The organism is Paenibacillus taihuensis (assembly GCF_003386535.1).
Classification (GTDB): Bacteria; Bacillota; Bacilli; order Paenibacillales; family Paenibacillaceae; genus Paenibacillus_Z; species Paenibacillus_Z taihuensis.
The window spans coordinates 95,104-120,869 of sequence record NZ_QTTN01000011.1; the positions used below are offsets into that span (position 1 = coordinate 95,104).

Sequence of the window (25,766 nt, forward strand, 5' to 3'; positions counted from 1 at the left end):
TCCTTCATTGCAGCTTGTTAACCTTTAATGCCAAGACTCGCGATACCGCCGATCAAATTCTTCTGCGCCATGTAATAGATAACAAGCAGCGGAAGCAATATGACCGTCGATGCAGCCATGAGCAAATTCCATTCGGTTGACCGGGACGAAACGAAGTTCGCAAGTCCGATGGCAAGCGTGAACTTCTCCGGCGAATTAAGATAAATGAGCGGCGACAGGAAGTCGTTGTAGACGCCGGTAAACGTATAAACAACGATAATCGTCAGCGACGGCCTCAGAATCGGAACAAGCACCTTCCACAGGATTTGAAACTCGTTCGCGCCGTCGATTTTCGCTGCTTCGTCAAGATCCTTCGGTATCGTCAGCAGAAACTGTCTCATCAAGAAGACATAGAACGCATTCCCGAAGAACGCTGGGACGACAAGCGGCAGATACGTATCGATCCACTCGAGCTTGCTGTAGAACAAGAACGTCGGAATCATCGTCACTTGCTCCGGGATGAGCATCGTCGCCAGCATGAGGAAGAACAATGTATCACGTCCGCGGAAACGGAATCTGGAGAAACCGTATGCGATTAACGTACAAGATATGACTTGACCCGCGATTGTAAGAATCTCGAGTGTAAGCGTATTCGTAATGTAGGTGCCGAACGGCGCCAGCGTGAATGCGTCATGGTAGTTGTGCCAGAGCGGGTTCTTCGGAATCCATTTCGGCGGAAACTCCCACATGGCTGCTTTGGTCTTCAGAGAGGTGGATATCATCCACAGAAACGGAATAATGCAGGCGAGCGACAGCGCCGCGAGCACGAGATGCGATACCGTCAATCCGGCGAATTTGCGAATGCGGAAGGTCATGCCGTTCTCCCCTTTCCGTTGTTGTCGTCAGCATCGTAGAACACCCATCTGCCTTGGGATTTATAGACAATGATGGCAAGAACGAATGAGATTAATCCGCCAACCCATGCCATCGCTGACGCATAGCCCATATCGAACGATTTGAACGCCTTTTGGTACAGGTACAGCATGTAGAACAGCCCTTCGTTCTCCGGTCCGCCGCCGCTGGCGCTGCCGCCGCGGCCATTCATAATGAATGCGGACGTGAATACTTGGAACGAGCCGATAATACCCATGAGAAGCTGGAAGAACAAGGTTGGCGTCAGCAGCGGAAGCGTAATCTTCGAGAATCGCTGCATCACCTTCGCACCGTCGATCTTCGCTGCTTCATACAGATGACCCGGAATATTTTGCAGGCCGCCCAAAAAGATGATAGCGCTTCCGCCAATACCCCAAAGACTCATGATAATATAGGTTGTCAGAATCCAATTCGGATCCTCCAGCCACTTCGGTCCATGAATGCCGATCAGCGATAGCATGTAGTTCAGCAGGCCGTAGTCGCTATTGAAGATCCACTTCCACACCATCGCGATGGCTACCCCTGAAATGACGGAAGGCAAGTAGAACAACGTCCGGTATGTATTGATGCCTCGAATGTTCATGTTCAGCAGCAGCGACAAGGCAAGTCCGAAGATCAACCCGAGCGGGATGGCGAATGCGCTGTACACGAGCGTGACGCGCATCGACTTGTAGAACAGCTTGTCGTGGAAGAGATGATTGAAATTGTCCCAGCCGACCCAGGATGGCGCTTGGTAAATATCCCACTTCATAAAGCTAATGAGCAGCGATGCCACAATCGGAAAAGCGGCGAAAGCGATGAAACCAATTATCCAGGGCGAAATGAACAAATAACCGAAGCGTTCTTCTCTTCTCTCGGCCTTGCTCATGATCGTATTTGCCATAATAGCCCCCCGTTCCTCGTCATTTTTGTCAAAACGTTTACGCAAATGGACGTGCGAAACCGCCAAGGGAAGAGCTGTTCAAGCTCTTCCGATGCTTCTTTTCTTGGCTGACATTCATCCATTTGTTCATCTAGCTAATAGCTAACAGCTACAAGTTACTTCACGTTCACGTACTGATTTCCGGCACGATCCTGACCGCGCGCCAAGAAGATTTGCCAATTCTCGTTCTTCTCCGGAACGACCTTCGTATCGGCCGACAAGAATCTCATCGTATAGCCGCAGCGGCGGTACGGGCTGGTGTTTGCAGTAGCGCCGTGAATGATGCGGGAATCATGCAGCGAGCATTCGCCAGGTTCAAGTTCGAAGTAGACCGCTTGCGATTCATCGATATTCTTGATCGTGGCATGGAACGTGTTGATCGCCATATCGACACTTTCGTACTCGGAGAATCCGTTGTGATGAGTGCCAGGAATGACGCGCATACAGCCGTTCTCTTGATTGCTGCGGTCAATCGCGAGCCAGATCGTCACGATGTTGTCGTACTTGTCGAAGCGTCCATTCCAGTAAGCGGAATCTTCGTGCCAAGGCGTTTGTCGGCCCTTGTACGGATCTTTGCAAATAAAATGGCTGGACCAAAGAATAATGTCCGGGCCGATAATCGGTTCAACCAGATCCAGCACTTCATCCGCGAGCAAAAACTCCAGCAAGCGCGGGTCGCGGAAGTGCGGCGTATCCAGCTCATCCGAGAGCTTATCGCCTTTCTCCGCCAGCTGCTCTTCGAAGATGGACGTAAGCTTTGCCATCTTCTCTGCGGAGAAAACCGGTTTCTTATACAGGTGATAGCCATGCTCCCGATAGAATGCAACCTCTTCTGCAGTCAGTTTAGAAGTCATTCATTTCTCTCTCCCCTCGATGAATGAAAATAAAATGTGAAATCGTTTTTACTTCGATATCTTCATTATAGAGGGCGGCCCTTGTCTCAATCTTGTCTTAGACGGTACGCGATTTTGTTCTATTTTGATATTCCGGAATTTCGTGGAGACTTTGCGCCGTCTGACCGGATGCCGGGATCGCCACCTTGCGGTTTCCTTTGCGGAATTTCGCCGGCGTGCAGTCGTACCGTTCCTTAAACAGATGGTAGAAATGACTGAGATTCTCGTAGCCTGCTTCCATGCAGATGGCAACGATCGCGTCATCGGTCTGCATGAGCAGGTTGGCCGCATACTGCAGCCTGATTTCGTTGATCCATTCCGTCGGCGTCTTGCCGAAGTACTTCTTGATGACACGGGTCAGATGCTCCGGGCTCTTTCCGGACAACTCATACAGCCGCTGCAATCCTTCGGTAAAATTCTCTTTGATCCGCATTTCATTCGCCAGATCAACCAGCCAATCCGGCACCGCAACTGCCGCAACCGTATCTGGGCGATCTGAGAAGCAGCTCATCATCATATCTGCGACAAGCACGCGAATTTCTGAACGAATCTGTTTCTTATGCATGCCCGGCAGCACGGTAATCTCGTGGATTTTGTCCCGAATAATCTCGGTTTGATACGTCCCAATCTGTTTGATAGGAGGCATCGGACTGTTCAGAAGCCGGTCCGCTTCGATGCCGCCGTCCAAATAGGCAACCATCGCATTCACCGTACGAGAGGAGAAGGCGAGGTTGAGCAGCTCAACCGAACGATTGCCGTCACTAGCATAGCAATGCGTGTCAGACGGCCTGACGAAGCAGAGTGTGCCCGCTTCCAGCAGCTCCTTCTTCCCATTAATGAGATGCATGACGGAGCCCTTCGTAATCAGAAAAATTTCGTAGAAATCATGGTCGTGCATATCGGTGATCGACTTGATCGATTTGTGATAGGCATAATGAATTTCCGTTTCCGGATCCAGAAGGTTCTTCTCCAGCAGCTTTTCCAAAACGATCACATCCTTCGTTCTATTAAGGAAACAAACCCTATACGCAAGCAGTGCCTGCGCATAGGGTCGAAACGTTATGACATGCAGATGGTCTAGCTTGCGAAGCAGCGGATTATTGCTGAGCGAGCAGCTCGTCGATCTTCGCCTGCATCTCATCCGCCACTTTCGGCAGCACTTCCGCTGGATCCTTATAGGATTTGCCGTCTACCGGATTCACGATATCCGTATACGCTTGGCTGAACATGCCGCCAACTTCGTTCCACGTTCTGTTACGGTCATAGGATGGCGCCTTTGTCTTCAGCTTCGCTTGCTCCAGGAATACCTTCAGCAGCTCATCCTGCTCAAGTCCCTTCTCTTCCCAAACGCTTGGCATTGGAGGGCCCCACATGAACTTCGTATCGATCGCCTGTTTGCCGACCTCAGGACTGGACAAGTACTTCATGAACTCCCAAGTCGCGTCTTTCTTCTCGCTCTTATTGTTCATGTACCAGCTGACTTCCTCTGTCCATGCGAAGTTGAGATCGCTGCCTGCGTCTTTCGGGAATGCGACTGCGCCGGCTTTGAACGTCGCTTTCTTCACATCGTTATAGCCCCACAAGAAGCCGAGGGACATGCCGATCTTGCCTGCAGAGAACGGACCTTGGTCGCCTGCGGTTTGCATCACCGAGGACGGAGCGTTAACGCCTTCCTTGGACAGAGTCTGGGCGTATTGGAACAGCTTGATCATTTGCGGGGAATCGACGAAGCCTTTGACCTTCTTGCCGTCGTCGCTCGCAACATCGCCGCCCATATTCCAGATGATCGGGTTACCCGTAATCGCGTTGAAGTCGCTCGCGAATAGGTCTGTGCCGTACACCCCTTCGTCAGGATGCGTCAGTTTCTTCGCTGCATCGTGAAAGTCGTCAAGCGTCCAATCCGGGCTCGGGTAAGGTACGCCGTATTTATCGAACAAGTCCTTGTTATAGTAGATGACCGCATTAGACATATCGCGTGGCAGACCGTAGTAGTGGCCGTCCGCACCTTGCAGACGAAGCGCTGTCGCCGGCTGGAAGTACTTGCTCATATCGTAATTGTCGCGCGCGATGAACTCGTCGAGCGGAGCTATGTATCCACGTTCGAACTCATCCGTAGAATACCAGCCGCCCCACATGTCAGGACCTTTGCCTGCTGCGAATGAAGCGTTCAGCTTCTCGAAGAAGCCGTCTTCCGGAATATTCGCCATTTTGACTTTAATATCAGGATGAGCCTCTTCGAATTGCTTGATCAATGTGACATAAAAATCCTGCGTCCCCGTTCCGTCCAGCTGCCAGAAATCAATCGTCGTTACTTTGTCCGGCTTGCTGGAAGTCGCGTTATTGCCGCCTGATGCATTATTGCCGCTTGCTGTATTCCCGCTGTTATTGTCTGAGCCGCAGCCTGAGAGAGCGCCGACCGTCAGAGCAGCAGCAAGAGTAATGCCTGCCCACTTTTTCATGTGAATCCTCCCTTTTCTCTATCAAGGTGTTTCGATTCGAAAAATGCCGCATGTGCGAAAACGTTTCGACAAGACGCAATCGCGAGTCGTAAAAGCGTTTTCATAAACCTAATTATAGCGGATCAATAACCGAAATCTTGTAATATTTTGATTTCCTCATTTAAAAAGCAAAAATCCGTTCTTTGGTCTCCTCTATAGGAAAAGAGCAAAAAAAACGCAACCCTGATCAGGCTGCGTTCGTTCTATAATGGATGCTCGTTTGTCGTAAGGCTCATAACCACACGGGAACGTGAAAGGCTATTATGATAAGCGTAGTAACAACAAGAGAAAACCACAACGCCTTCTTGATGCTCTTATGATGCAATTCCAAAGCGTAAAACATGGCAAAGTAGAATAAAATCGAAAAGACCAAATTCCAACCGTGATCGTAAACCATGCTGCCATATACATACCAGATGTATTCTAACGTTGAAAAACCGGCGACCCAGGCAAGGTAATACACCACTTTGGTGCTTCGTTTCGATGCTGGAAGATAACCCAGGAAAAGCATGGCTACTGAAGGAAGCAGGACAAATGTATTTAGCAGGTCCGCATTGACATGATTCATGAGGAAATCAGGGATATACACCCATAATTTATAGTCTCTGCACAGCAAATTGTACAGCAGGTTGCAGAACGACAGATACAGCATCGTTTTATAGAAGCGTTCCCATTTCTTGATCGTCCCGGTGAAGATACAAACGGCCAAAAAAGCAAGATTGCAAGCCAATATCATTTCGGTGCTCTCCATCTCTCAGAAGTGGCCATGCGCAGGGTTCCCTTAATGCAGAGACACCCATGCTTCGCGAATTCGATTGCGCGGGATTGCAAACACAACAAGACCGACAGTAACTAGCCAAATCAAAACGATTATTACATGCTCGGGAAGCATCGTTACTCATCCTTATTGTTAATTTGATTCGATCCGGGCTAGTCCAAAAGCAAAGTGGTGCCATAGAATACTCTCCACCGTGTCGCTTTGTTCTTCTTTGCACTCCACGATGAGGATGACCTCAGAGTTCTTCCCTCTCAATAAATGCTGTTGCTTCTTAACGACTTTGTAGTAAAACAAATCAATAAGAAGGCCTAACAGGAACCCTCCGCCAGTCCCAATCAGTCCCCAATAGATGGGACCCCATGCTAATCGGAACCCGACGCTCGCTCCAACAACGGCAAATGCGGTTGCCAATGCAGCCCCTGTGCCGAGAAGCGAAATACCGTCTTCACTGTGGATGGTGTCAAATAATCTTCTTTCCGCTGCGCGGTTCGTTAGCGGAACTGCAAATATGTTTTCTTTGCTGACGCCATTTTTCTCCAATGAACTGATGGCCAGTTCCAGGCTTGCCGAATGCTCGAAGGTTGCGAAAATTTGCACCATGTCGTCTAGCTCACCACTTTGCCCTTCTTGATCTTAAATTCCGGGGACTGAAATTTTTTGATGAGGAAATTTCTTTGCTCCCACTCATATAACTTGTTGTTTTCGACTGTATTGATATACGAATCGTATACAGCAAATCCCCACATGGAGGGCATATACATCAGCCATTGCTTATCAAGTACGGATGTGGATTTAGTTATATCCCCATCGAATAAGTAATGAACAGCAACGAGCGTCTTTGAGAAGTATAAGAATACGATGGTCCAGATCAGCGAGAAGAAAGCCGTTAATAAGCGGTGTATGTGCAATTGCCCAAGCCCTGGCATAAACGTTGACCAAAGTACCGACATGATCGGCACACGCTTATCTAAGTAATTGATTTCAAGCGCTCCAATTGTATAGGAGTTGATGGGCGCATCTTCTCGTTCAGCCAATAAAGATACCTTGTTCATATCCACGCAGGTTCGATAACTATCCCAGATGCCAAATAAGTAAACGGGGATATACATTAACATCCATCTAGGTTCTATAACTTGTTTGGCCGAGCCAATTTCTCCGCAAAAGGAATAAACCATAGCTACGTTGATTTTGGCATTGTAATTGACAATGACTTCCCACACAAACAGCACCAGCCCGCGTAAATACTTACTTAGAATCAGATGACCGAAGCCTGGGAAAGCAGCTGACCACCAAGCGATGATGTAAGGATTTCGCAAGTGCAATTGGGTCGTGCCAGCGATGCTGACATGGGCCTTGTAGCGTCGAAATTTGTTTTCGTTATTCCGGAGGTTATCCATCAAGCTTGGCCTCCCTTACGTTTGAATTGGCAATTTTAGGTTTCCGCTCTGGTATGTAAATTATTCTAGAGAAAGCCATCCTACTGGAATCCTAGGATAATTTAGCAGTACGGAAACATAATAAAATTTAAGCAACTCTATGCCGACACTCACTCTTCTCTAATTTTCTTGACATCAAGCATAAAATTAAGTACGCTATAAGAAAATTAGTACTTGGTACTAACACTAGATACTAAGGAGTTGATTTTCCATGCCGCACTCCTCTCTGCGATCTCATACTGCAATTACTGCCTTTGGCACTTTTGTGCCTGAACGCGTGCTGACGAATCATGATTTGGAGAAAATGGTGGATACGTCCGACGAATGGATCTTTCAACGAACGGGAATCAAAGAACGCCGCATAGCCGCAGACGATGAGTTCTGCAGCGATATGTGCTTCGGCGCTGTCCGCGATTTGCAGCTGCGCTATGGCGTTGTACTTGAAGACGTCGACTACATTATTGTCGCTACGACGACACCGGACACCTTCTTCCCGAGCATGTCGGCTCGGGTGCAAGCTGAATTCGGCATCCCATCCTGCGGCGCTGTCGACATTCAAGCTGCATGCGCGGGCTTCGTTGCTGCGCTCCAAATGGCGAACGGCCTTCTGCTCTCCGGCGTTTATCATAAAATATTAGTCATCGGCGCGGAGACGCTGTCCAAAGCGACCGATTATACAGACCGCACCACCTGCATCCTGTTCGGAGACGGTGCCGGAGCGGCGCTGCTGGAGCGGGTTGACGAAGGCGCTTTTCTCGCTTCGTACTCCGCAACAAACGGCGAAGACGGACGGCATCTGTACCGTTCCAGCCTCGCATCTACAATCAATGGTCAACCGATTCAAGGGAACGGGCTGATCGTGCAAAATGGCCGTGAAGTGTACAAGTGGGCGGTTACCACTGTGCCGAAGGGCATCAAGACGCTGCTCGAGGAGAATAGCTACTCGGTCGAGGAGATCGACTGGTTCGTGCCGCACAGCGCGAACATGCGGATCGTGGAATCGATCTGCGAGCGCACCGGCATTCCGCTCGAGCGTACGATAACGAGTATGGCGCAGTATGGCAATACATCTGCGGCTTCCATTCCGTTGGCGCTGGATCTCGCAATCAAGGACGGACGGATCGCTTCCGGCGATACGATCCTGCTGTACGGCTTCGGCGGCGGCTTGACCGAATCGGCGCTGCTGCTTAAATGGACGCTGTAACTTAGGCGTATGAACAGTCCCTTTTGACGAGCTTTTTACGAGCTTTTGAGGGACTGTTTTGTTTTATTTTGTCGATTGGGGCCAAACAAAGTATACTAGTAGTAATGCGTTTACAAGTTTAATAGAAAGTGAAGGTAGCCCCGCTATGGACGATATGAAACAAGCCTATGAATTGCTCGGCCTGACTGAAGGTGCATCGAAGGAAGAAGTGGAAAAACGGTATTTTATATTGCTCCGGCGCGACCGCTCGAACAAGCAGCGCGAAGCAGGTGAGCAGGAAGATTCGAGTTCGCCCAGCTTGGAAGAGATCAATCGCGCGTACCGGCTTATCCTTGGCCATGAGGACGAGAAGACGATGGAGAAGTACAACGAGGCGTCTTACGGCAAATATAAAAAGATGGGACCGACGGTCCAGAAGATCGACCATTTCTTCAGCTATTATAAGTTCCATGTTCTCGGCGTCATTGTATTAATCGCTGCTGTGATCTATGGGATTAACGCCTATAACAATCACCGTCAGGAACAAGCTGAGCTCGCGAAGCTGCCGCCAGTGGATGTGAGCGTGTCTTTCTTCGGGGAATATTTCAGCGCGGATGGCACGTATCCGATGTCCGACCTGAAGCCCCTTGAGTCGAAGTTCGTGTCGCAGTTCCCGCAGTGGAAGCGGGTAGTCGCTTACTTCACTTACGTCCCTCAAGAGATGAAGAGCGAACAAGACTCCGCTTTGATGCAAAAGAGTATTATCGACCTGATGATGAACAAAGCCGATGTGTACATTATGGATAAACCGAATTTCATCAAGCTGGCGCAGGACGGCTCGCTGCTTCCGCTGGACGGCGATGATGCCAGCAAAGTGAGCTTCACCTTCAAGCCGGAATCGGCGCTGAAGACCGTAACGCAGGACGATCCGACGCAGCATGTCTACGGCGTCGACATCTCAGGCAGCCCGCTGCTCAAAGACTTGCCGGTTATCGGCAAAGAATACATCGCCGGCATCCGCATCAACGGCGCGCACCATGACAATGCGTTCACGTTTATCCAGAAGTATGAAGATAGTGCGAACGCGAAATAGTTAGCGCGTGATGCGCGAAGAAAACCTCTACCGCTTGGGCGGCGGAGGTTTTTTTTGTGTTTGGTTAGTTGGAGGAGGTGGATGTGGGGAGGGATGTTAGTGGAATTGGGATACTTTCGGCAAATGTAGATACCTGGAGTACTCTCTTTGGTGGTTTCGAGGCAATTTCGGCGAATGTAGATACCTGGAGTACTCTCTTTGGTGGTTTCGAGGCAATTTCGGCGAATGTAGATACCTGGAGTACTCTCTTTGGTGGTTTCGAAGCAATTTCGGCAAATGTAGATACCTGGAGTACTCTCTCTGGTGGTTTCGAGGCAATTTCGGCGAATGTAGATACCTGGAGTACTCTCTTTGGTGGAATTGAGATACTTTCGGCGAATGTAGATACCTAAGGGATACTTTTCCCGCCATTCCCACCTATGTAGCTGGTCTGCTGGACTTCTTTTCCCAAACTCACCATTTCCACCTTCGTCCTTCGTCCTTCCGCCGTCCTCCCCCGCCCCTCCTCCTACACGCCACGCTCCCCACTACCTAGGCGCCTGCACCACTGGCCTCTGCTAGAGCATTAACCCAAGCGTCGCCAAGCCGCTATGCCGCTGATATCGTTAACATTTTGGTCGCCCTGAGGCTCCGTCCCTATGGCTACTAATACTTGCAAAATAGTCTATGACCTAAGAACACTGCTGTGTCTGCATCCGCCCTGTCCCCATATAGTGAAGATAGATAAACTCCTCCGAGGTGAACGGCTATGCTGCCTAAAGTGTCTATCATTATCCCGTTCTACAACGATCCCTACGTCGATCAAGCGATCGTCAGCGCACTCTATCAGACCTACCCGAACGTGGAGATTATCGTTGTAGACGACGGTTCAACGAAGCACCAGGATGTGATTGCACCATACCGCTCCCGCATCATTTATCTGGGCAAGGCGAACGGCGGTACGGGCAGCGCACTCAACTATGGGATCAAAATGGCTACAGGCAAGTATGTCGCATGACTAAGCTCTGACGATCGGTTCCTCCCGAACAAAGTGGAGAATCAAGTGGCGTACATGGAGCGGACCGGAGCGCGTATCTGCCCGGACTATCATGTCATTAACGAGTACGGCACGATCACGCAGCATGCTGCAGCAATTAAGTTTCCATCGGCAAAAGCATTCATCAACGGCATTCGCCACGGCTGTCCCGTCAACGGCTGCACGGTCATGATGACTTAAGAGCTGTTTGGGGCAGTTGGCGGCTTCAACGAAGCGCTGCCATATACGCATGATTACGATCTATGGATTCGCGTGCTGCTGTCGCGGGTTGACTTTCACTACCTGAACGAAGTGCTGACTGTCTACCGCCGCCATCAGCAGATGGGAACCGTCCGCAACTTCAACACCGTCATGCAAGAAGCGAATATGGTTAATGCCACGTATGCCGGGCTGCTCGACTCGTTGCTCGCACAGCTCCCGGGATAAAACAACAAGCCTGCTGGCTCCTATTGAACTGTGACCCGCAAGATGGACACTTTGAAAAAAGTGTGCGGGTCACAGTTCATATGGGCCTGGCAGGCTTGTTGTTTTTAGATCAATTTAACAATATAGCCGATAAAATAAGCCGCAGGGACAAGCACGAACTGTGCGAGCATCGTCCCGAAGAAGCGGGCGGTCATGAGTACGACGTAGATTTTGCCGAGCCGGTCGCGATGCGTTTCGTCGTTCAACGCTTTATCCGTAATGAGCCCGAGCTGCGGGTCGATGAAGATGGTGAGCAGGATTGTCGCCATGCCGTTGATGAGGCCGGACGCCTGCGAAGCGGTGGTGCTGAGTTGCGGGTAAATATGCGCAGCGTACAGGGAGGCCAGGACGCCGACGGTATAGAACGAAGTAACGATCATGCTGAGCAAAATAAACTTTTTCGGAATGCCGAGGTAGCGGAAACGTTTGAAGTTGATTTTGGGTGCTTTTAGATAATATTTCGTATTCTTCAGCTGGCCGATCGTGACGCTTGTGAAGAGCTTCGGGAGCGAGCCCGCGACCTCCAGCTTGGAGATCAATCTGCCGAACAGACTCACGCAGGTTGGAAACAGAACAATCGCAACCAGAGTACCTATCGACGAGGCTAGCAAAATATACCGCAAATAGGAGAGTAGATGGAACGTTGTATGATGCTTCGCATAATCGACGAATTTGGCGGTGAGCGGTGCTTGAACGAGGTTCGCCGTGCGAGAGACGAGCACGATAATGCCGGTTAACGAGAGTGCGACGGCGATTTTATTCAGCCGGACGCCTGCAAGCCGCACCGCATAAGACAGCGTTTCAGTCGTATGGATTATCATCGTCATAATGAATACGATAATGAGATTGTTGATCAAAGGCGCGTCATCTCCACATTTTCAAAATGGGCTACCAGTGCTTTTCCAGCGCCTCCGCACTTGGGCGGAACCCGCTCCGTTCATAGAAAGCAACGCTTGTCTCGCTTGGCCAAAGGATGAGAAATTCTACGTTATTGGCGATCGCCCACTGCTCCATCGCGTGATGAATTTGCGTGCCGATGCCGCGGCCTCGATAGGCAGGGCGGGTATAGACGTTCGTGACGTAGCCGAAATACGGGTCCTCGCATTTGCCCGGCCTCGGCACTTTATGGATGAGCTGCAGGTACATATGCGAGACGAGTTGACCGTCTGCTTCTGCGACCCAGATGAACCATTCACCGCCATTGATGGCGCTTTCGAGGAATGTCGAGCAAGTGCGATGGAAATCCTCGATGTCGGTGTCAGTGTCGGAATGGCGTCGCTGTTGCTGCAGCTCGGGATAATCCTCCATCGTGAAGTCGTAGCGCATTTGGACAAGGACGTCGATATCGGCTGTAGTCGCTAATCGGATTATTGGTTGTATGGAAGTCGTCATCTGTGCGGGGGTCGTCATGGTCGCTCTCTTCACCTCAGTCATTCGCTCTGCTTTATTAGTCTATTATATGGAAACATTTTCTATGAAGCAAAATGTGTGGAATCTAGCAAATGGCTGCTGCTCGATAACTTGCCAAGAAACGAAAAAGCCTGCGCCGATAGCACCACGCGCGCCTCCCGGCGTGCAGTGCTAAGAACGGCGCGCGGCGCTGAGCCACATGTTGGCGGTGGCGGCCAACCTCGGGAATCCATCTACCTACATCGTAATATTGAGCTGACTTGGTGAACTTCATTTACTTGCTGATTGGGTAGTAGGATGTTGCTCGACTGTGGGTGGCAGGAGGTGGTGAAGCTGAGAATGGCGACTACTGAGAGAGGGTTTTGCCTCGCTCGGGGCAGACTTTGGCGCTGGTCAGCGCGTGAGAAAGGGGATTGGGAGTGCGGCGTCGAGCGAGCCATTGAGAGTCGAGTTTTCCGACTCTCAGCTCCATAATCGCGGGAAATTAAAACTGAGAGTCGGATTTTTCGACTCTCAGACGTAACTCTCCCGCAAAGTCGCGGCGCAAGCTAACTGAGAGTCGGATTTACCGACTCTCAGTGGCGGGATCGCGCGAAAAAGAAGCTGAGAGTCGGATTCTCCGACTCTCAGCTTCCGCATCAATCCAAAACTGCAAAAGCGAACGGCTGCAGCAGCAGCTCGAGCACGCCGTCCGCTGCTGCCGGCTGTGGCAGCGGACGCTCCTCCAGCCGAAGCGCAGCGTCTGCGGACAAGTCCGCCGGAGCCGAGCCGCCGCGAACGGCTAAGCTGCGCTCATCCAGCACGCGCAGCCGCGACGGCGCGAACCCGAGGCTGCCAGCGGTCGTCACTCGCAACGACACCGCGACATTCCTGTAGTTGGCGAGCAGCAGCGTCGCTCGCCCGTCGTGTCCCCGCACCGACGCTGCCTCGCAGCTCAAGGAGTCGGAGACGCGGCACTCCAGCAGTTCTGCCGCGCCATGCGACACCTCGCCGATAGCAGTGAGCACATGATACAGCGGAAATGCCGATGCCGCGCCTTCCCGCATCACACCTAGCGGGCCGACCGTCTCGTAATAACACGCCCGCTCCGCGCCGGCCTTGGCCAAATGGTGTATGCTGCCTAGCGTCCAGCCCGCGCCGAACAAGGACCACTGGCGCGCATCAACATGGTTCGCGCGGTCCTCTGCTTTGCGCCGGCCTTCCTCGCTGGACGCCACCGGATTCATCCGCGGCTTGAATGTGATCGGCCCGATGCTCAAAGGCAAGCCCGGCATAAGCGCGCGAGCGCTGCGCACCGTATCTCCTTGCGCAGACACCGTCTCCGCCAGCGAGGCCGTATCGAACGCATGCACCTGCGGGTTGATCGTGTACATCGCCGCATCCATCTCAGCGAGCGGCAGCTCCGCGCGATTCAGTTCCGCGAAATACGCCCGCGTGCCTCCGCCGACACGAAACTGAAGCCCTGCCTCATCGCGCAGCCTTCGCAGCTTTACCAATAACGCCTCCGAGCTTACAATGCAAGAGTCTTCGTAAACAAACACGGCATCCACTATGGCACCACAGCCCACAATAGCCTCAACCAGCGCCTTAAGCCGAACGTCCCGCAGCAATTCCTCATCGGCGACACTTACGAGCACTTCCAGCTCTAACCCGACCCCGAGCTTTATCGCAGCGTTTGCCGCGCAAGCCAACTTTTGCTCCCAGCCATTCTCCAACTTCAACAAGGCTCTCAGATAAGTAAGCCGCAATTGCCGAAGCGCTTCAATTTCCGCATCATCATGCAGATGTCCTGGCGTTACGGATAGCCCAATTCCAGGCACATGTCCGACAACATCGCCACCCAACTCAACAGTGACCGCTTCGGCAGTATCATCCGCCACAGCCACTGCCTTAGCCATTATTGCGCCGTCGCCAGCAGCATCATCGTTAATCTGCGGCACATCGCCAACCAACCGCAATGCAATCTGCTGGTGCACGCGCTGCCCGCTTGCGATTTCCACGGGATAAGGGATGCGAAGCGGCGTGCAGTAAGTTTTGAAGGAGGCATCCGTCCAGTTGCGCTGATCCTCCATCTCGAACAGTTCGCCCGTAAACCGCAGCTCTGCCGCAAGCTCCTCCCCGATCTTGCAACGAATCGCCGTCATATCGAGAAACGGCTGATCCGGCGAGATCCGCTCCGGGAATGTCCCCGCGACGATGCTGCCATCTGCCGTTTCCACCTCAACCGGACATCCCGCGAGCGAGGAAGGATGCAGCACGCAAAATCCGATCCGATTTCGCAGGAAGCTGCTGCCAGCAACACCGTCGAATGTGTATGTAATCGTGCCGTCCGCCGAACCGACAATCGAACCCTTCCATTCAAACTCAATCTCGCCCTGCCGATGCTCCGCGACAAACGCGACCTCGAACGAGTCCCCACGCCGCGTCACCTGATAATGGCGAAAGACAGGCTTAATCGTGCCCCAGTTCTGGTCACGCACCGCTGCATATATACCGCGGACAATCTCCTGTCCCCGGTAACGGATATACCGCAGCCCGCCATCCTCCAGCACTGCTGTAAGCGGACCGGCCTGCAGCCTCTTCCGCTCAGGCATCGCTTCCGCCGTGCCGTAACGCAGCTGCCTCACATCTCTCTCGAAGCTGCGGCTTACCATCCGGCTACCACGCGATTTTCCAATTTGCCGATGCCTTCAATTTCAACCGCCACGTAATCGCCCGGCGCCAAGTACACCGGAGGATTGCGGAAAGTACCTACTCCCGCAGGCGTTCCGGTCGAGATAATGTCTCCCGGTTCAAGCGTAATATAAGCGGTAATGGCCTCGATAAGCGTCGGTACATGGAACAGCATCAGTTCGGTGTTGGCATTTTGGCGGAGCTCGCCGTTCACGTAGCTGCGAATTTGCAGCTTGTTCGGGTCTGCGATCTCATCGCGCGTCACAATCACCGGGCCAAGCGGGCAGAACGTATCGATTCCTTTGCCGATAATCTCATGCTGCAGGGCGAACTGCAGCTCCCGTCCGCTGACATCGTTCAACGCCGTATAGCCGAATATATAATCAAGCGCCTCCTCCTTCTTGACGCCTTTCGCCCTCTTCCCGATGACAAAAGCCAGCTCCACCTCATAGTCCGCCTGACAATCTGCATAAGGAAGCACGATATGCTCGCCTGGACCAATAATCGCCGTCGGCAGCTTCGAGAAAACGGAAGGACGCGTCGGGAACACCGCCTTCGGATTCTCTTCCTTATGATTGAGATAATTAATTCCGCCGCACAGTACCTTGCCCGGATTCGCAATCGGCGCAAGCACCCGATAGCCTGCTGTAACTACCTCCCCTGCGGCTGCTTCCTGGCGAACCTTCGCCAGTCCTTCTTCCCCATCCTGCACAAGCTCTTTCATCGTAACGTAGCTGGTCGGAACGACGCCGCCATCCTTCTCTACACCGACAAAAATCCGTCCAGCTGCCTCACACGCCATGAGCCGCATCGCGATCAACTCCCCTTCGCACCAGTACCGAATCGCCGTTCAGCTCGATCGTTTCTCCAACCTCCATGTACATTGCCTGCCGCGCACCCGTGGTATCGCATTCAGGAACTGCAGCCAGAAACTGCTCCACTTCGCCCCGCTCCGTCTCATTCGTCAAATCCAAATAATGCGAAGCGATAGCCAGCTTCAGGCCTAGAAACTCCGAGGCAAGCGCCGCCTCGTACGGCGACATCTCGCCCGTGAGCAGCTTCCCGGCAAAATTCGCCCGTGCCAGCAAAGCCTGCGAATTCGCACAGCCCATCAAGCCTACAGTCGGCTTGTAGAGCTGGGCAATCAGCTTCATATCTCCAAAAATCGCGGTATCGCCGCAATGGTAAATGCGCACGCCTGGCTCAGGCTCCACAATAAACCCCATCGGCACGCCGGATACATACTGGCCGTTCTTCAGCCGCGTCTGCGACCAGTGGTGGCTCTCGACCGGACGCACGATGACGCCGCCAACTTCGACGACAATTCCCCATACCGTCGGATGAATTTGCGCCTCCGGTATGCCTGCCTCAAGCAGCACCGCCTTCACATCGCCGCCGCACACGACGGGAGCGCCGGCACGAGCCGCAATCGCCGCCGTATCGCCGAGATGATCGTAGGCCGCATGGGTCACGAGAATTACGTCCGGTCTCTCCAACTCCTCATGGCGCATTGGCGCATGAGGGCTGTCCCCAAGAAACGGATCGATCAGAATACGATGCCGGTCACTGATAATTTCATAGCCCGCCATCCCGAGAAAATGAATCTTCGTCGTCATTGCCTCCAGCCCCTTTCGAGTCCAGCAATCAGCGCAACCATCGCCTTGTTCAGCGGTACATCGATGCCGAGAGACGCAGCGGCCTTCACAACAGCGCCGTTGATCACTTCGATCTCGGTCTTGCGGCGCCCTTCGGCATCCTGCAGCATCGAGGATTTTCCTTTGCCTGCTCCTTCGAGAACCGTATGGATGCGCTGAATCCGCTCCTCCGTCTCAATCGCATACCCCAGCGCTCTGGCAACTGCCGCCGCTTCTGCCGCCAAGTCGTCCACGAGCTGAAGAAGCGGTCCCGGTTCACCTTGCACACCGGCGCACAGCCCCGTCAATGCAGATGTCGGAAGCGTCGCGGCATTAAGGATCAGCTTCTTCCATACTTCTGTCTTCACAAGCGCAGTCACTTCAGCCGGAATTCCGGCGTCGCTCAGAAGCTCCCCGACCTGCGCTGCCCGATCCAGCGTCTGCCCATCGGCATACGGACCGATAAAGGTCGCGCCTTTGCCGGTATGCGCCACATGCCCAAGTCCGACCACCGTTGCGCTGTGATACGTCACCCCAACAACAATTTGCTCCAGCGGAAAATGGCTGCTGAGCACATCGGCATTTCCCCAGCCATTTTGCAAGCTGACCACGGTCGTATCCGGTCCGACAAGCGGTGCGGCCAGCTTGGCCGCGCCATCGGTATGCTGCGCTTTGACAAAGAAGAAGACCGTGTCCGCCGCGCCAATAACACTAGGATTCGAGGCCGCACGAACATTAACCTGCTCGCTCCCCTCCTTGCCGTCCACAATAAGCCCGTTCTCGTTGATTCGGGCAACTAGCGCCTCCGATACGTCGATCAGCGTTACGTCATGCTTTGCCGCCGTTAACCGGGCAGCCAACATGCCGCCCATCGCTCCTGCTCCCACGATTGCAATCATCGATTCATCCTCCGATTAGATCATTTTTTTCAGCTTGCCTGCGATTCGAAGCATCGCGCCATCATCGCCGACATTGCCGGGGATAACGGCATAGCTAATTCTCCGCCGCTCTTCCCCGCCGTCGCCGAGCCGTGCCTCGAGCTGCCACAGCGAGATGCCAGCCTCGAGCTGCCCGCATACCTCCGCTTCATCTGCCTGCAGCCCATCCGTCGCGACCTGCGCGGAAGTGATGCCCCCCTTGGCGATGACCGCATCGCAGAACGGAGCGACAGCGCGCACCGTCTCCGTCAACGCATGCATCACTTTCGCGCCGTCGGCGAGCGTGCCGTGCTGTTCCTGGCGCACGCGCTCCGAGGAGAGCAGCGCCACTCCGCCGTTCTCCAGCTGCTGCCGGAGCTTTGCAGCCAGTTCATCAACGAGCGCAGCCACATTCGCTTCCGCATCTGCACTCGCCTCCATCACCCGCTCCGTCGGCACCATAATCGGTGCCACGCCGGTGCGTTCCGCGAGCAGCGCCAACTGCCGCGACGAAGCTGCGGTATGCGAGCCGCAGACGATCAACAGCCGGCGCGCCTCGCCTACGCCAGCGCTGCCGCTATCAAGCGTGAGGCCCGCCAGCCCGCAGCGGACTGCCGCGAAGGTCGCCGCGGTGCGGACCGCGACCTGCCGCCCTGTTTTCTCCGCCTCATCCAGCCCTGCCGCGATGAGGCGAATATCATCCGTCGTCTCCGCATCCGGGACGACGACCGTGTACGGCTCCACCAGCAGCAGCGCGTCGCGAACCGCTGCCGCGCCGCGGCTGCGCAGCTCCGCCAAAACCACGGTGCGCGCCGTCCAGCCAGGTCCCCGCTCGCGCACCCAATCCTGCATCGTCTTGCTCGCGTACCCGAACACGGGATCACGCGCAAATTCCGTCTCCGCCACCGGCACCCGCGTTTCCCCTTGCAGCAAATAATGGATGCCGCCTACCGTCATCCTCCCGCATTCCGGGAAGGCTGGCACGAACAGCGCAACCGGCGAAGCTTTGCCATCGCGGCGGCACAGCACCTCCAGCTCCTCGAAAATATGCCCGCGAAGCGTCGAGTCGCCGCGAAGCACATAACGGACGTCAACGCCTGCCTCCACGGCCTCTTCGTCCATCATCGCAACAATCGACTCGAGATAGCGCACCGCCTCCTCTGTCTGCATTGCCCGCGTGTTCGTCAGCACGTAAACGGCGTGCCGATCTTGAGCCATGAAACGGCGGAATCCTTCCCGAGTCGATCGCAGAATAACCGGAACGTCCGCTACATTTTGCGTGCCTGTCGGATCATCGTCGAATACGACCCATTTTGCCCGTATCGGCATGCAGCCCTCATCCTCCCCGAACCGGATCTGTCTCGGTCAGCTCGAGGATGAGGCCATTCGAATGCGCACTGAGGAAGGCAGCCCGCCGGTCACGCCCTCCCATAACCACTCTCGTCTCACTTTCTCCAACCAGCTGCGTGAGCGTCTCCGGAATGTCCTGAACCTCGAAGCACAGATGATGCAGCCCTTCGCCCTTCTCCTCAAGAAACTTGCGGATAGGCGTCTCGCCGATTGGCTGAACGAGCTGAATCATAATCGGTCCAGCCTGCACGTACGCGAGCCTTACGCCTGCCGAGGGCAGCAGCTCGTCGTGAACAAGCGGCAGCTTCAGCTCCTCTGTATAATAAGCCAGCGAGTCATCGATACTCCGTACCGCGATCGCAATATGATCGATCCCTCTAATCATCGTTTAACCGCTCCTTATCCCTCATAGGTCAGTATAATTTTGTTCACTTCGCCAGGCTTCGTCTTCGCAAGATGAAGCGCTTCCGCAATATCCGTGAACGGCATCCGCAGCGATACGAAGCCGTCCGCAATGTCCGAATTGCGATGCAGGAAATCTATGACCTCCGGGAACCGCCCCGCGTTGTTGCGGCTGCCGAATATCTCCACTTCCTTCTTCGTAAACAGAACGCCGGGGAAGGTCACTTCATCATTCGTCAATCCGACGATGACGATGCGTCCCCCTGGACTGACAAGCTGAATCGATTGCTCCATCGTCAGCTTCAGCCCCGCCGATTCAATAACGATGTGCGAGCCTTCGCCTCCGGTCAGCTTCATGATCGTCTCCAGCGTGTTCTGTTCCCGCGGGTTTATAAGCCCGTCCGCGCCGAACTGCTTCGCCCGCGCGAGCCGCTCGGCAACGACGTCAACGGCATACACCGTCACGTCCCGGTACATCCGCTTCAGCATTATGAGCGCTGTCAGGCCGATTGGACCGACGCCCAGAATCGTGATAACGGCACCTTCATGAGCGCCGGCGCGGTGCACGACCTGCGCGCCAATGGAGAACGGCTCGCACAGCGCGCCGACCTCGTGGCTCATGCCATCCGGCATCAGATGCGCATACGCTTCCGGAACGGTTACGAAGTCCGCGAAGCCGCCGGGACGAAATCCGCCGATCATATCGATTTTCACGCAGCAGTTGTATTTGCCGATCCGGCATGGATAACAGCTGCCGCAAGCGACCGTCGGCTCAACGATGACAGGGTCGCCGACCGCAAGCTTCGTCACGTCCGCGCCAACCGAGACGACAACGCCGGACAGCTCATGCCCGTAAATTTGCGGATATACCGCGTAAGGATGCGTGCCGTCATAGTAGTGGATATCTCCTCCGCAAATCCCCGCCGCCTCCATCTTTACAAGCACTTCATTCGGCTTTGGTACGGGCTTTGGCACCTCTTCGATGCCAATCTGAAAAGGCTTTGTCATTATGGCTGCTTTCATGGTCAAGTTCTATACCCCCTCGGCTGCGTGCGATTCAAAGCTGATCGCCTGATGCGTGCGCGCACTTTCGTAGGCGGAGAACGTTAAACGCAGCGTACGCAAATTGTCTTCGCCGCTCGTCTGGAACGGCTCGCCTGACTCCATGCATTGGATAAAATGTGACGATAACCGGTAATGGCTCTCCTCGTGATCCAGATCGGTTGGCCCGGAAATCACTCTTTTGCCACCGTTATTATCAATGATTGCGATGCTGCCGTCGCCATACAGCTTCAGCGTTGCCCGGTCGCCGTCAATGACGAACTGCTCGACATGATGCGCCAGAACGATGTCCGGCTCAAGTGCTCCATGCAGCTCTCGGCGAGTTGCCCAGCTCATATCCAGAATTCCATAGAAACCGTCATGTCCGAGCGTCACAATGCCCGAATCCTCCCCGACGACATGCGGACTGTTGTGCTGAAGCTCCGCATACAGCCGCTTCGGCTCGCCAAGCAGGAACCGCCAGGTATCGAACCAGTGCACGCCCATCTCATAGAAGAGAAGGCGCGGCATCTGCGCCAAGAACGGCTGCGGCAGCTTCATATCCGGCGACATCCGCATCGTAAAATAATCCGAATGCAAATAACGCGCCGCCAGCACGCGGCCAAGCTCGCCCTCATCCAGCACCCGCTTCATCGTCTGGAAGATCGACAGCCAGCGCCAATTCTCCGTCACCATCAGGCGTACGCCTGCATCAGCTGCTGCCTGTACCATTCGCTGGGCTTCCTCATACGACTCGGCAAAAGGCTTTTGGCACAGCACATGCTTCCCTGCCTTAACCGCCATCTCGACAAATGCCGGATGCGTCTCCGGTCCTGTCACAATATCGACGACATCGATATCCGCCTGCTCCAGCATTTCCTCAGGCGTTCCGTACAGCTGAGTCTCAGGGACGCCGTAACGGCGCGCCTTCTCGACCATTTTGTCTCGGCTTCGGTTGCACAGTGCGGCAATTTTCACATTCGGAATGCGGCTCCAAGCTTGCAGATGCTTTTCCGACCAGTATCCTGTCCCAACAAGTCCAATTCTCCAAACCATCTTCTTTCGCTCCTCCCTTTGTACGTCACTGCATGCAAGCTCAGCCATGTTGAAGCATGGACAACCGCGCGGCTGCACCCGCATTTCTTGCAATCTTCCTTCGCATTTATAAATACATAAAGTATTTATATTGTATACATTCAATACATATTTGTATTTCCCTTCACGAGAATTGTTTTTTTATAAATATATGAATCGGTTTGATAGCTATGCTATCTGTCTGGCCGGGCAGGCCCGCAGAGCGAGCCGATTGTTGATGCCATCCTGGATGAGCTTGGATTGTCGTCGCTCATCGAGGCTCCGGCCGAGGTTGAATTTGGCATTCGGGCATCTGAGGGCGATCGGGCTGCTGCTTATGCGTTTCTATTGAACTATTCCAAGCAGCCGGCTACGGTTCAGGTGAAGCAAGCCGCCAGGGATATCCTGACAGGCTCGCCCGTTGACGGTGTTGTCGAGCTGCCTGCTTATGGCGTTACGATATTGGAGCTGCTGTAATAAGAAGACCCCGCGGGAAACGTTCCTTTCCCGCGGGGTCTTCTGCTATTGCATCAAGTATGAAGCTAATAATCGAACACCCCAACCGGTCGCTCCGGCGGCAAGCTGACCTTTGGCGGAAGAGCAATCCTTCGGGCCGTTCATATCGATATGCGCCCATTCGAGAGAGGGATGGACGAATTTGCGCAGAAACAGCGCCGCCATAATAGCTCCGCCTCCGTTCCCGCTGCTGATGTTGGAGGTGTCGGCATAGTCGCTCGACAGATAGCTCTCGTACTCATCGACAAGGGGCAGCTGCCATACCTTCTCGCCGAATGGCTCTCCCGCATGCAATAATGACTGCACTAGCTCCTCGTTGCCGAAAATACCCGCAATGCTTGTACCGAGCGCTCCGACGACCGAATACGTCAGTGTCGCCATATCAATGACTTTCTCGGCTCCAAGCCGGTGCGCATGCACTAAGGCATCCGCCAATATAAGCCTGCCCTCCGAGTCGGTATTGCCAACCTGGACGGCGACGCCATTCGCATAACGGATGACTTCGCCCGGCAGCATCGAGCGGTCGGAAGGATTGTTCTCCGCCGAAGGAACGAGCACGATTACGTTTGCTGCTGCGGCGCTGCGAACGAGAACATCGAGCGCTCCCAGCACGCCTGCAGCTCCTGCCATATCCATGCGCATGTCGCTGATGTCGTTGTCTCGCTTGAGGCTAATGCCGCCGGTATCGAACGTAATGCCTTTGCCGATCAATGCAACAAGCGGCTTCGACGCATCCGTGCAATACCGAAGCTCTATGAACACCGGCGGATGAATGCTTCCTTTGCCGACCGCAGCAACGCCTGTGAATCCGCGCTTCTGCAGCTCCTCACCTTCATATACCGATACTTGAACCGGTGTGCCTGCGAAACGCTGCAAGGTTCTAGCCGCCAAGTCGCGAGGCCGCAGGTAATTAGGCGGTTCATTCGTCAGGTCTCGTGCCCACATCGTACTCTCCGCGCGTATCTGCCCGAGATCGATGGCCTGCCTAAGCTCCTCCAAGATCTCGCAATCAAAGTAGATATCCACGTCTATGCGCTCTGTCTTCTTGGATTTATAGGCATCGAACGCGTATGTGCCAAGCAGCGAGCCTTCAACCCAAGCGGCAAGCATGTCAGGCAGCAAGCTGGACAAGCCCGGTGAAGGCAGGCACTGCAGCGCTTCGAAGGATACGAGAGCCGTTCCTTGTTTATCCTTGAAGAGCGCTCGTCCCGCATTTCCCGCAGCATCCCGAACGAGAGAAGGCTGGAATTTCTCTGCTTCGCCGAGCCCAACGAGCAGCAGATTAGGCTCTCCGTTCCGGCTGTAGAACCACGTCACGGTCCCGTTTGAACCCATATACGGCAGAAGCGCTGCATGCCGCAGCGCTTCTATCTTCTGTGCGAGCTCCGCTGCGCTTTGCGTGAAGCATGGCAAAATGATCGTCTGCACCGCCGCATTGCGGCTCATTTCGAATTTCATCGCAAGCCCTCCATCCGCCGATTTTTCGCTACGCCGTTTCCCAACTATCAGTCGTACAGCCGCTCTTCTCGGAGATAAACCGTTCCAATGCGATCCGGTCAGGTGTTCCCGTGCTGCCTCCGGCCTTCGAGACCGACATCGCGCCGCAAGCGTTGCCGTATAACAAGCATTGTTCGGCAGGCTTCCCGGTTAAGAAGCCGTACATATAACCGGCATTGAACGAATCCCCCGCGCCTGTCGTATCGACGACCGGCACTTGAAAGCCAGAACGGAACTTAAGCTTGCCGTCGATCGCCGCAACGGCTCCCGCTGCTCCTAATTTAATGACGATATGGCGCGCATACTGTGTGCAATGCCGCACGATGTCCTGTATATCGGCAAGCCCCGTATAATGCGCGGCTTCCACTTCATTCATGAAGAATACGTCCACTGCGCCCATTAATTCAAAAATGCCGGAGAACCATTCGCCGGTCTCATCCCATCCGACATCGATTGAAGTTGTGACGCCGAGTGCTCTGATTTCCCGCACTGCATTCATATATTCGGCATGGTTCCGCCTGCCCCGGTAGCCCGTCAGATGCACGTGCTTCGCCATTGCGACGCTGTCCATCTGGAGCTGCTTCAAGCTCAGCTCGGCGTTTGAACCCAGATATGAAATAAAGGAGCGGTCATTCTCCGGGTTGATCGCAATCGATATCCCCGTACCTATGCTGCTGCTCAAGATGTAGCTGGTATCGATTCCATAGGAATCAAAATGATCTCGTACATACTGTCCGAAACCATCTTTGCCCAGTATGCCGTTAAAAGCCAGTCTTAGCCCCAGCTTCGCCAGAGCCATACTGAACAAGGCAGCCCCGCCGCCTACATGAACGGACATATTGCGGACGAATACTTCTTGTCCCGGCTTAGGCAGCTCGCTCATTCCGGCAACAACCAGATCGATGTTAGCATCGCCTATGACAATCGCATCGTATTTCTTCATAGCGCCCTCATCTTTCGTCTCATCCAAAGTATAGGTCTGCCTCTTATGCTAACTATTGCTTGCCTCTTGCCATGCAGCTCTCTCGCGAAACCAACCGGTGCTCCAGAATAATATCGCGATCCGGCACTTCGCCGGTCTCCACCTGCTTCAACAGCACTTGCATCGTTACTTTGCCCATCTCTTGAATAGGCTGTTCCATCGAGGTCAACGTCGGACGAGTCAATTCGGTCAGTTGGCTTCCGTCGAAGCCCATAACCGATATATCCTCGGGTACGCGCAGACCGTTATCGCGGATACAGTTCATGGCGCCAACCGCCATATCGTCGCTCACTGCAAACACAGCCGTCGGGAGATTCTTCACCCGCAGCAGCTCCTTCATCTGCTCATATCCGCTCTTCACCTTATAGTCGCCGAAGCGGATATATTCGTGGACGATCCGGATTCCGCCACCTGTCAGAGCGTTACGGTAGCCGCTGTAACGGTTCTGTCCGGAAGTGATATCTCTCATGTCCCCGCCGATGAAACCGATCGCCTCATGGCCAAGTCCGATGAGATAATTCGTCGCATCGTACGCAGCCTTGTAGTCGTCGACAATGACCGATACGAACTGCTGATCGATCGGCTTCACGCTTGAGAAAATCACCGGAATTTTCATCTTATGGATGATTCCGCGAATCTCGTCATTGATTTTCTCATGCATGATAATGATGCCTTCTACCCGCATTTCCTGAAAGACATTCAGATATTTCTGTTCTTTATCGATATCCTCGCTAATATTGCACACGAGCAAATTATAGTCGTTATCACTCGCCGCCTCTTCGATGCTGCTGAGAATGGTCGCATAGAAGCTCGATGTAATGTCAGGCACGATGACGCCGATCAGGTTCGTTTTGTTACGCACCAAACTACGGGCAATATGGCTTGGAGCATATCCCAACTCTTCGATGGCTAGGTTCACGCGCCGCTTGAGATCATCCTTCACATACTTCTCGCCGTTTAACACGCGGGATACGGTTGTAACCGAAACGCCCGCCAGGCGTGCCACGTCTTTTATTTTGGGCTGCATCTAACTCACCTACTTTACTAATATTTC

At 53.7% G+C, this 25,766-nt stretch carries 25 protein-coding genes and 1 pseudogene; 5 read left to right on the forward strand and 21 right to left on the reverse strand.

What is annotated here, in order from left to right:
* Positions 1 to 17: 17 nt before the first annotated feature.
* From A8990_RS11625 to A8990_RS11660, 8 genes are all read right to left on the reverse strand, one after another.
* On the reverse strand, positions 18 to 854 hold the full coding sequence (locus tag A8990_RS11625) for a carbohydrate ABC transporter permease (protein WP_116189200.1): 837 nt from the start codon (positions 852 to 854) through the stop codon (positions 18 to 20).
* The gene (locus tag A8990_RS11630) at positions 851 to 1,795 is read right to left on the reverse strand and encodes a carbohydrate ABC transporter permease (protein WP_245995966.1); all 945 of its coding nucleotides are present in this window, start codon (positions 1,793 to 1,795) and stop codon (positions 851 to 853) included. Before A8990_RS11630 ends, A8990_RS11625 begins: the two co-directional genes overlap by 4 nt.
* Before the next feature lie 155 nt (positions 1,796 to 1,950).
* Positions 1,951 to 2,688: a phytanoyl-CoA dioxygenase family protein gene (locus A8990_RS11635; protein WP_116189201.1), complete on the reverse strand. Its 738-nt coding sequence runs from the start codon at positions 2,686 to 2,688 to the stop codon at positions 1,951 to 1,953.
* A 97-nt stretch (positions 2,689 to 2,785) separates the two neighbouring features.
* The gene (locus A8990_RS11640; protein WP_181909528.1) at positions 2,786 to 3,712 is read right to left on the reverse strand and encodes a helix-turn-helix domain-containing protein; all 927 of its coding nucleotides are present in this window, start codon (positions 3,710 to 3,712) and stop codon (positions 2,786 to 2,788) included.
* A 112-nt stretch (positions 3,713 to 3,824) separates the two neighbouring features.
* Positions 3,825 to 5,186: an ABC transporter substrate-binding protein gene (locus A8990_RS11645; protein WP_116189203.1), complete on the reverse strand. Its 1,362-nt coding sequence runs from the start codon at positions 5,184 to 5,186 to the stop codon at positions 3,825 to 3,827.
* Positions 5,187 to 5,457: 271 nt separating this feature from the next.
* Positions 5,458 to 5,961, reverse strand: a complete 504-nt coding sequence (locus A8990_RS11650) for a CBO0543 family protein (protein WP_116189204.1) — start codon at positions 5,959 to 5,961, stop codon at positions 5,458 to 5,460.
* Positions 5,962 to 6,135: 174 nt separating this feature from the next.
* Positions 6,136 to 6,603: a hypothetical protein gene (locus A8990_RS11655; RefSeq protein ID WP_116189205.1), complete on the reverse strand. Its 468-nt coding sequence runs from the start codon at positions 6,601 to 6,603 to the stop codon at positions 6,136 to 6,138.
* A gap of 5 nt (positions 6,604 to 6,608) precedes the next feature.
* Entirely contained in the window at positions 6,609 to 7,400 is a 792-nt protein-coding gene (locus A8990_RS11660; RefSeq protein ID WP_116189206.1) for a hypothetical protein, read from the reverse strand.
* 250 nt (positions 7,401 to 7,650) lie between these two features.
* Here A8990_RS11660 and A8990_RS11665 point away from each other — a divergent pair, with 250 nt between their 5' ends.
* From A8990_RS11665 to A8990_RS32725, 4 genes and pseudogenes are all read left to right on the forward strand, one after another.
* Positions 7,651 to 8,643, forward strand: coding sequence for a ketoacyl-ACP synthase III (locus tag A8990_RS11665; protein ID WP_116189207.1), 993 nt, complete (start codon positions 7,651 to 7,653; stop codon positions 8,641 to 8,643).
* Between the two features lie 145 nt (positions 8,644 to 8,788).
* Positions 8,789 to 9,715 carry a J domain-containing protein gene (locus A8990_RS11670; RefSeq protein WP_116189208.1) on the forward strand — a complete coding sequence of 309 codons (927 nt, stop codon included), beginning with the start codon at positions 8,789 to 8,791 and terminating at the stop codon, positions 9,713 to 9,715.
* An 83-nt stretch (positions 9,716 to 9,798) separates the two neighbouring features.
* Positions 9,799 to 10,107: a hypothetical protein gene (locus A8990_RS11675; protein ID WP_116189209.1), complete on the forward strand. Its 309-nt coding sequence runs from the start codon at positions 9,799 to 9,801 to the stop codon at positions 10,105 to 10,107.
* 356 nt (positions 10,108 to 10,463) lie between these two features.
* Positions 10,464 to 11,177 (forward strand): annotated as a pseudogene (locus A8990_RS32725) (glycosyltransferase).
* 104 nt (positions 11,178 to 11,281) lie between these two features.
* On the opposite strand, the gene A8990_RS11685 reads toward A8990_RS32725, so the two are convergent.
* From A8990_RS11685 to A8990_RS11730, 10 genes are all read right to left on the reverse strand, one after another.
* Positions 11,282 to 12,073, reverse strand: a complete 792-nt coding sequence (locus A8990_RS11685; RefSeq protein ID WP_116189210.1) for a lipid II flippase Amj family protein — start codon at positions 12,071 to 12,073, stop codon at positions 11,282 to 11,284.
* Positions 12,074 to 12,104: 31 nt separating this feature from the next.
* Positions 12,105 to 12,626 (reverse strand): GNAT family N-acetyltransferase, encoded by a 522-nt coding sequence (locus tag A8990_RS11690; RefSeq protein ID WP_245995967.1) that lies wholly within the window; start codon positions 12,624 to 12,626, stop codon positions 12,105 to 12,107.
* A 638-nt stretch (positions 12,627 to 13,264) separates the two neighbouring features.
* Positions 13,265 to 15,280 (reverse strand): D-apionate lactonase family protein, encoded by a 2,016-nt coding sequence (locus tag A8990_RS11695; protein ID WP_116189211.1) that lies wholly within the window; start codon positions 15,278 to 15,280, stop codon positions 13,265 to 13,267.
* Positions 15,274 to 16,110, reverse strand: coding sequence for a fumarylacetoacetate hydrolase family protein (locus tag A8990_RS11700; RefSeq protein WP_116189212.1), 837 nt, complete (start codon positions 16,108 to 16,110; stop codon positions 15,274 to 15,276). Before A8990_RS11700 ends, A8990_RS11695 begins: the two co-directional genes overlap by 7 nt.
* Complete coding sequence (locus tag A8990_RS11705) at positions 16,091 to 16,915, reverse strand: MBL fold metallo-hydrolase (RefSeq protein WP_116189213.1); 825 nt, start codon at positions 16,913 to 16,915, stop codon at positions 16,091 to 16,093. Before A8990_RS11705 ends, A8990_RS11700 begins: the two co-directional genes overlap by 20 nt.
* Positions 16,912 to 17,832: a ketopantoate reductase family protein gene (locus A8990_RS11710; RefSeq protein WP_116189214.1), complete on the reverse strand. Its 921-nt coding sequence runs from the start codon at positions 17,830 to 17,832 to the stop codon at positions 16,912 to 16,914. The genes A8990_RS11705 and A8990_RS11710 overlap by 4 nt, the downstream gene beginning before the upstream one ends.
* 15 nt (positions 17,833 to 17,847) lie before the next feature.
* Positions 17,848 to 19,179 (reverse strand): four-carbon acid sugar kinase family protein, encoded by a 1,332-nt coding sequence (locus tag A8990_RS11715; protein ID WP_116189215.1) that lies wholly within the window; start codon positions 19,177 to 19,179, stop codon positions 17,848 to 17,850.
* 7 nt (positions 19,180 to 19,186) lie between these two features.
* Complete coding sequence (locus tag A8990_RS11720; RefSeq protein WP_116189216.1) at positions 19,187 to 19,585, reverse strand: VOC family protein; 399 nt, start codon at positions 19,583 to 19,585, stop codon at positions 19,187 to 19,189.
* Between the two features lie 14 nt (positions 19,586 to 19,599).
* Entirely contained in the window at positions 19,600 to 20,625 is a 1,026-nt protein-coding gene (locus A8990_RS11725; RefSeq protein WP_116189217.1) for a zinc-binding alcohol dehydrogenase family protein, read from the reverse strand.
* A gap of 9 nt (positions 20,626 to 20,634) precedes the next feature.
* Positions 20,635 to 21,699, reverse strand: coding sequence for a Gfo/Idh/MocA family protein (locus A8990_RS11730; protein ID WP_116189218.1), 1,065 nt, complete (start codon positions 21,697 to 21,699; stop codon positions 20,635 to 20,637).
* A gap of 279 nt (positions 21,700 to 21,978) precedes the next feature.
* Here A8990_RS11730 and A8990_RS11735 point away from each other — a divergent pair, with 279 nt between their 5' ends.
* Entirely contained in the window at positions 21,979 to 22,194 is a 216-nt protein-coding gene (locus A8990_RS11735; protein ID WP_245995968.1) for a Beta-galactosidase C-terminal domain, read from the forward strand.
* 45 nt (positions 22,195 to 22,239) lie between these two features.
* On the opposite strand, the gene A8990_RS11740 is transcribed toward A8990_RS11735, so the two are convergent.
* The 3 genes from A8990_RS11740 to A8990_RS11750 are packed head-to-tail and all read right to left on the reverse strand — an operon-like array spanning position 22,240 to position 25,739.
* Positions 22,240 to 23,691: a leucyl aminopeptidase family protein gene (locus A8990_RS11740; protein WP_116189220.1), complete on the reverse strand. Its 1,452-nt coding sequence runs from the start codon at positions 23,689 to 23,691 to the stop codon at positions 22,240 to 22,242.
* A 28-nt stretch (positions 23,692 to 23,719) separates the two neighbouring features.
* On the reverse strand, positions 23,720 to 24,700 hold the full coding sequence (locus tag A8990_RS11745) for a carbohydrate kinase family protein (protein ID WP_245995969.1): 981 nt from the start codon (positions 24,698 to 24,700) through the stop codon (positions 23,720 to 23,722).
* A gap of 25 nt (positions 24,701 to 24,725) precedes the next feature.
* On the reverse strand, positions 24,726 to 25,739 hold the full coding sequence (locus A8990_RS11750; protein WP_116189221.1) for a LacI family DNA-binding transcriptional regulator: 1,014 nt from the start codon (positions 25,737 to 25,739) through the stop codon (positions 24,726 to 24,728).
* Positions 25,740 to 25,766: the final 27 nt, after the last annotated feature.

Coding starts and splice junctions, on each gene's coding strand:
- A8990_RS11715 (WP_116189215.1), bottom strand. CDS start 19,179: ATGCCGATACGGGCAAAATGGGTCGTATTCGACGATGATCCGACAGGC.
- A8990_RS11750 (WP_116189221.1), bottom strand. CDS start 25,739: ATGCAGCCCAAAATAAAAGACGTGGCACGCCTGGCGGGCGTTTCGGTT.
- A8990_RS11665 (WP_116189207.1), top strand. CDS start 7,651: ATGCCGCACTCCTCTCTGCGATCTCATACTGCAATTACTGCCTTTGGC.
- A8990_RS11705 (WP_116189213.1), bottom strand. CDS start 16,915: ATGACGACGAAGATTCATTTTCTCGGGATGGCGGGCTATGAAATTATC.
- A8990_RS11710 (WP_116189214.1), bottom strand. CDS start 17,832: ATGATTGCAATCGTGGGAGCAGGAGCGATGGGCGGCATGTTGGCTGCC.
- A8990_RS11700 (WP_116189212.1), bottom strand. CDS start 16,110: ATGCGGCTCATGGCGTGTGAGGCAGCTGGACGGATTTTTGTCGGTGTA.
- A8990_RS11660 (WP_116189206.1), bottom strand. CDS start 7,400: ATGGATAACCTCCGGAATAACGAAAACAAATTTCGACGCTACAAGGCC.
- A8990_RS11625 (WP_116189200.1), bottom strand. CDS start 854: ATGACCTTCCGCATTCGCAAATTCGCCGGATTGACGGTATCGCATCTC.
- A8990_RS11720 (WP_116189216.1), bottom strand. CDS start 19,585: ATGATTAGAGGGATCGATCATATTGCGATCGCGGTACGGAGTATCGAT.
- A8990_RS11655 (WP_116189205.1), bottom strand. CDS start 6,603: ATGGTGCAAATTTTCGCAACCTTCGAGCATTCGGCAAGCCTGGAACTG.
- A8990_RS11730 (WP_116189218.1), bottom strand. CDS start 21,699: ATGGTTTGGAGAATTGGACTTGTTGGGACAGGATACTGGTCGGAAAAG.
- A8990_RS11645 (WP_116189203.1), bottom strand. CDS start 5,186: ATGAAAAAGTGGGCAGGCATTACTCTTGCTGCTGCTCTGACGGTCGGC.
- A8990_RS11630 (WP_245995966.1), bottom strand. CDS start 1,795: ATGGCAAATACGATCATGAGCAAGGCCGAGAGAAGAGAAGAACGCTTC.
- A8990_RS11635 (WP_116189201.1), bottom strand. CDS start 2,688: ATGACTTCTAAACTGACTGCAGAAGAGGTTGCATTCTATCGGGAGCAT.
- A8990_RS11690 (WP_245995967.1), bottom strand. CDS start 12,626: ATGACGACCCCCGCACAGATGACGACTTCCATACAACCAATAATCCGA.
- A8990_RS11725 (WP_116189217.1), bottom strand. CDS start 20,625: ATGAAAGCAGCCATAATGACAAAGCCTTTTCAGATTGGCATCGAAGAG.
- A8990_RS11695 (WP_116189211.1), bottom strand. CDS start 15,280: ATGGTAAGCCGCAGCTTCGAGAGAGATGTGAGGCAGCTGCGTTACGGC.
- A8990_RS11650 (WP_116189204.1), bottom strand. CDS start 5,961: ATGATATTGGCTTGCAATCTTGCTTTTTTGGCCGTTTGTATCTTCACC.
- A8990_RS11740 (WP_116189220.1), bottom strand. CDS start 23,691: ATGAAATTCGAAATGAGCCGCAATGCGGCGGTGCAGACGATCATTTTG.
- A8990_RS11670 (WP_116189208.1), top strand. CDS start 8,789: ATGGACGATATGAAACAAGCCTATGAATTGCTCGGCCTGACTGAAGGT.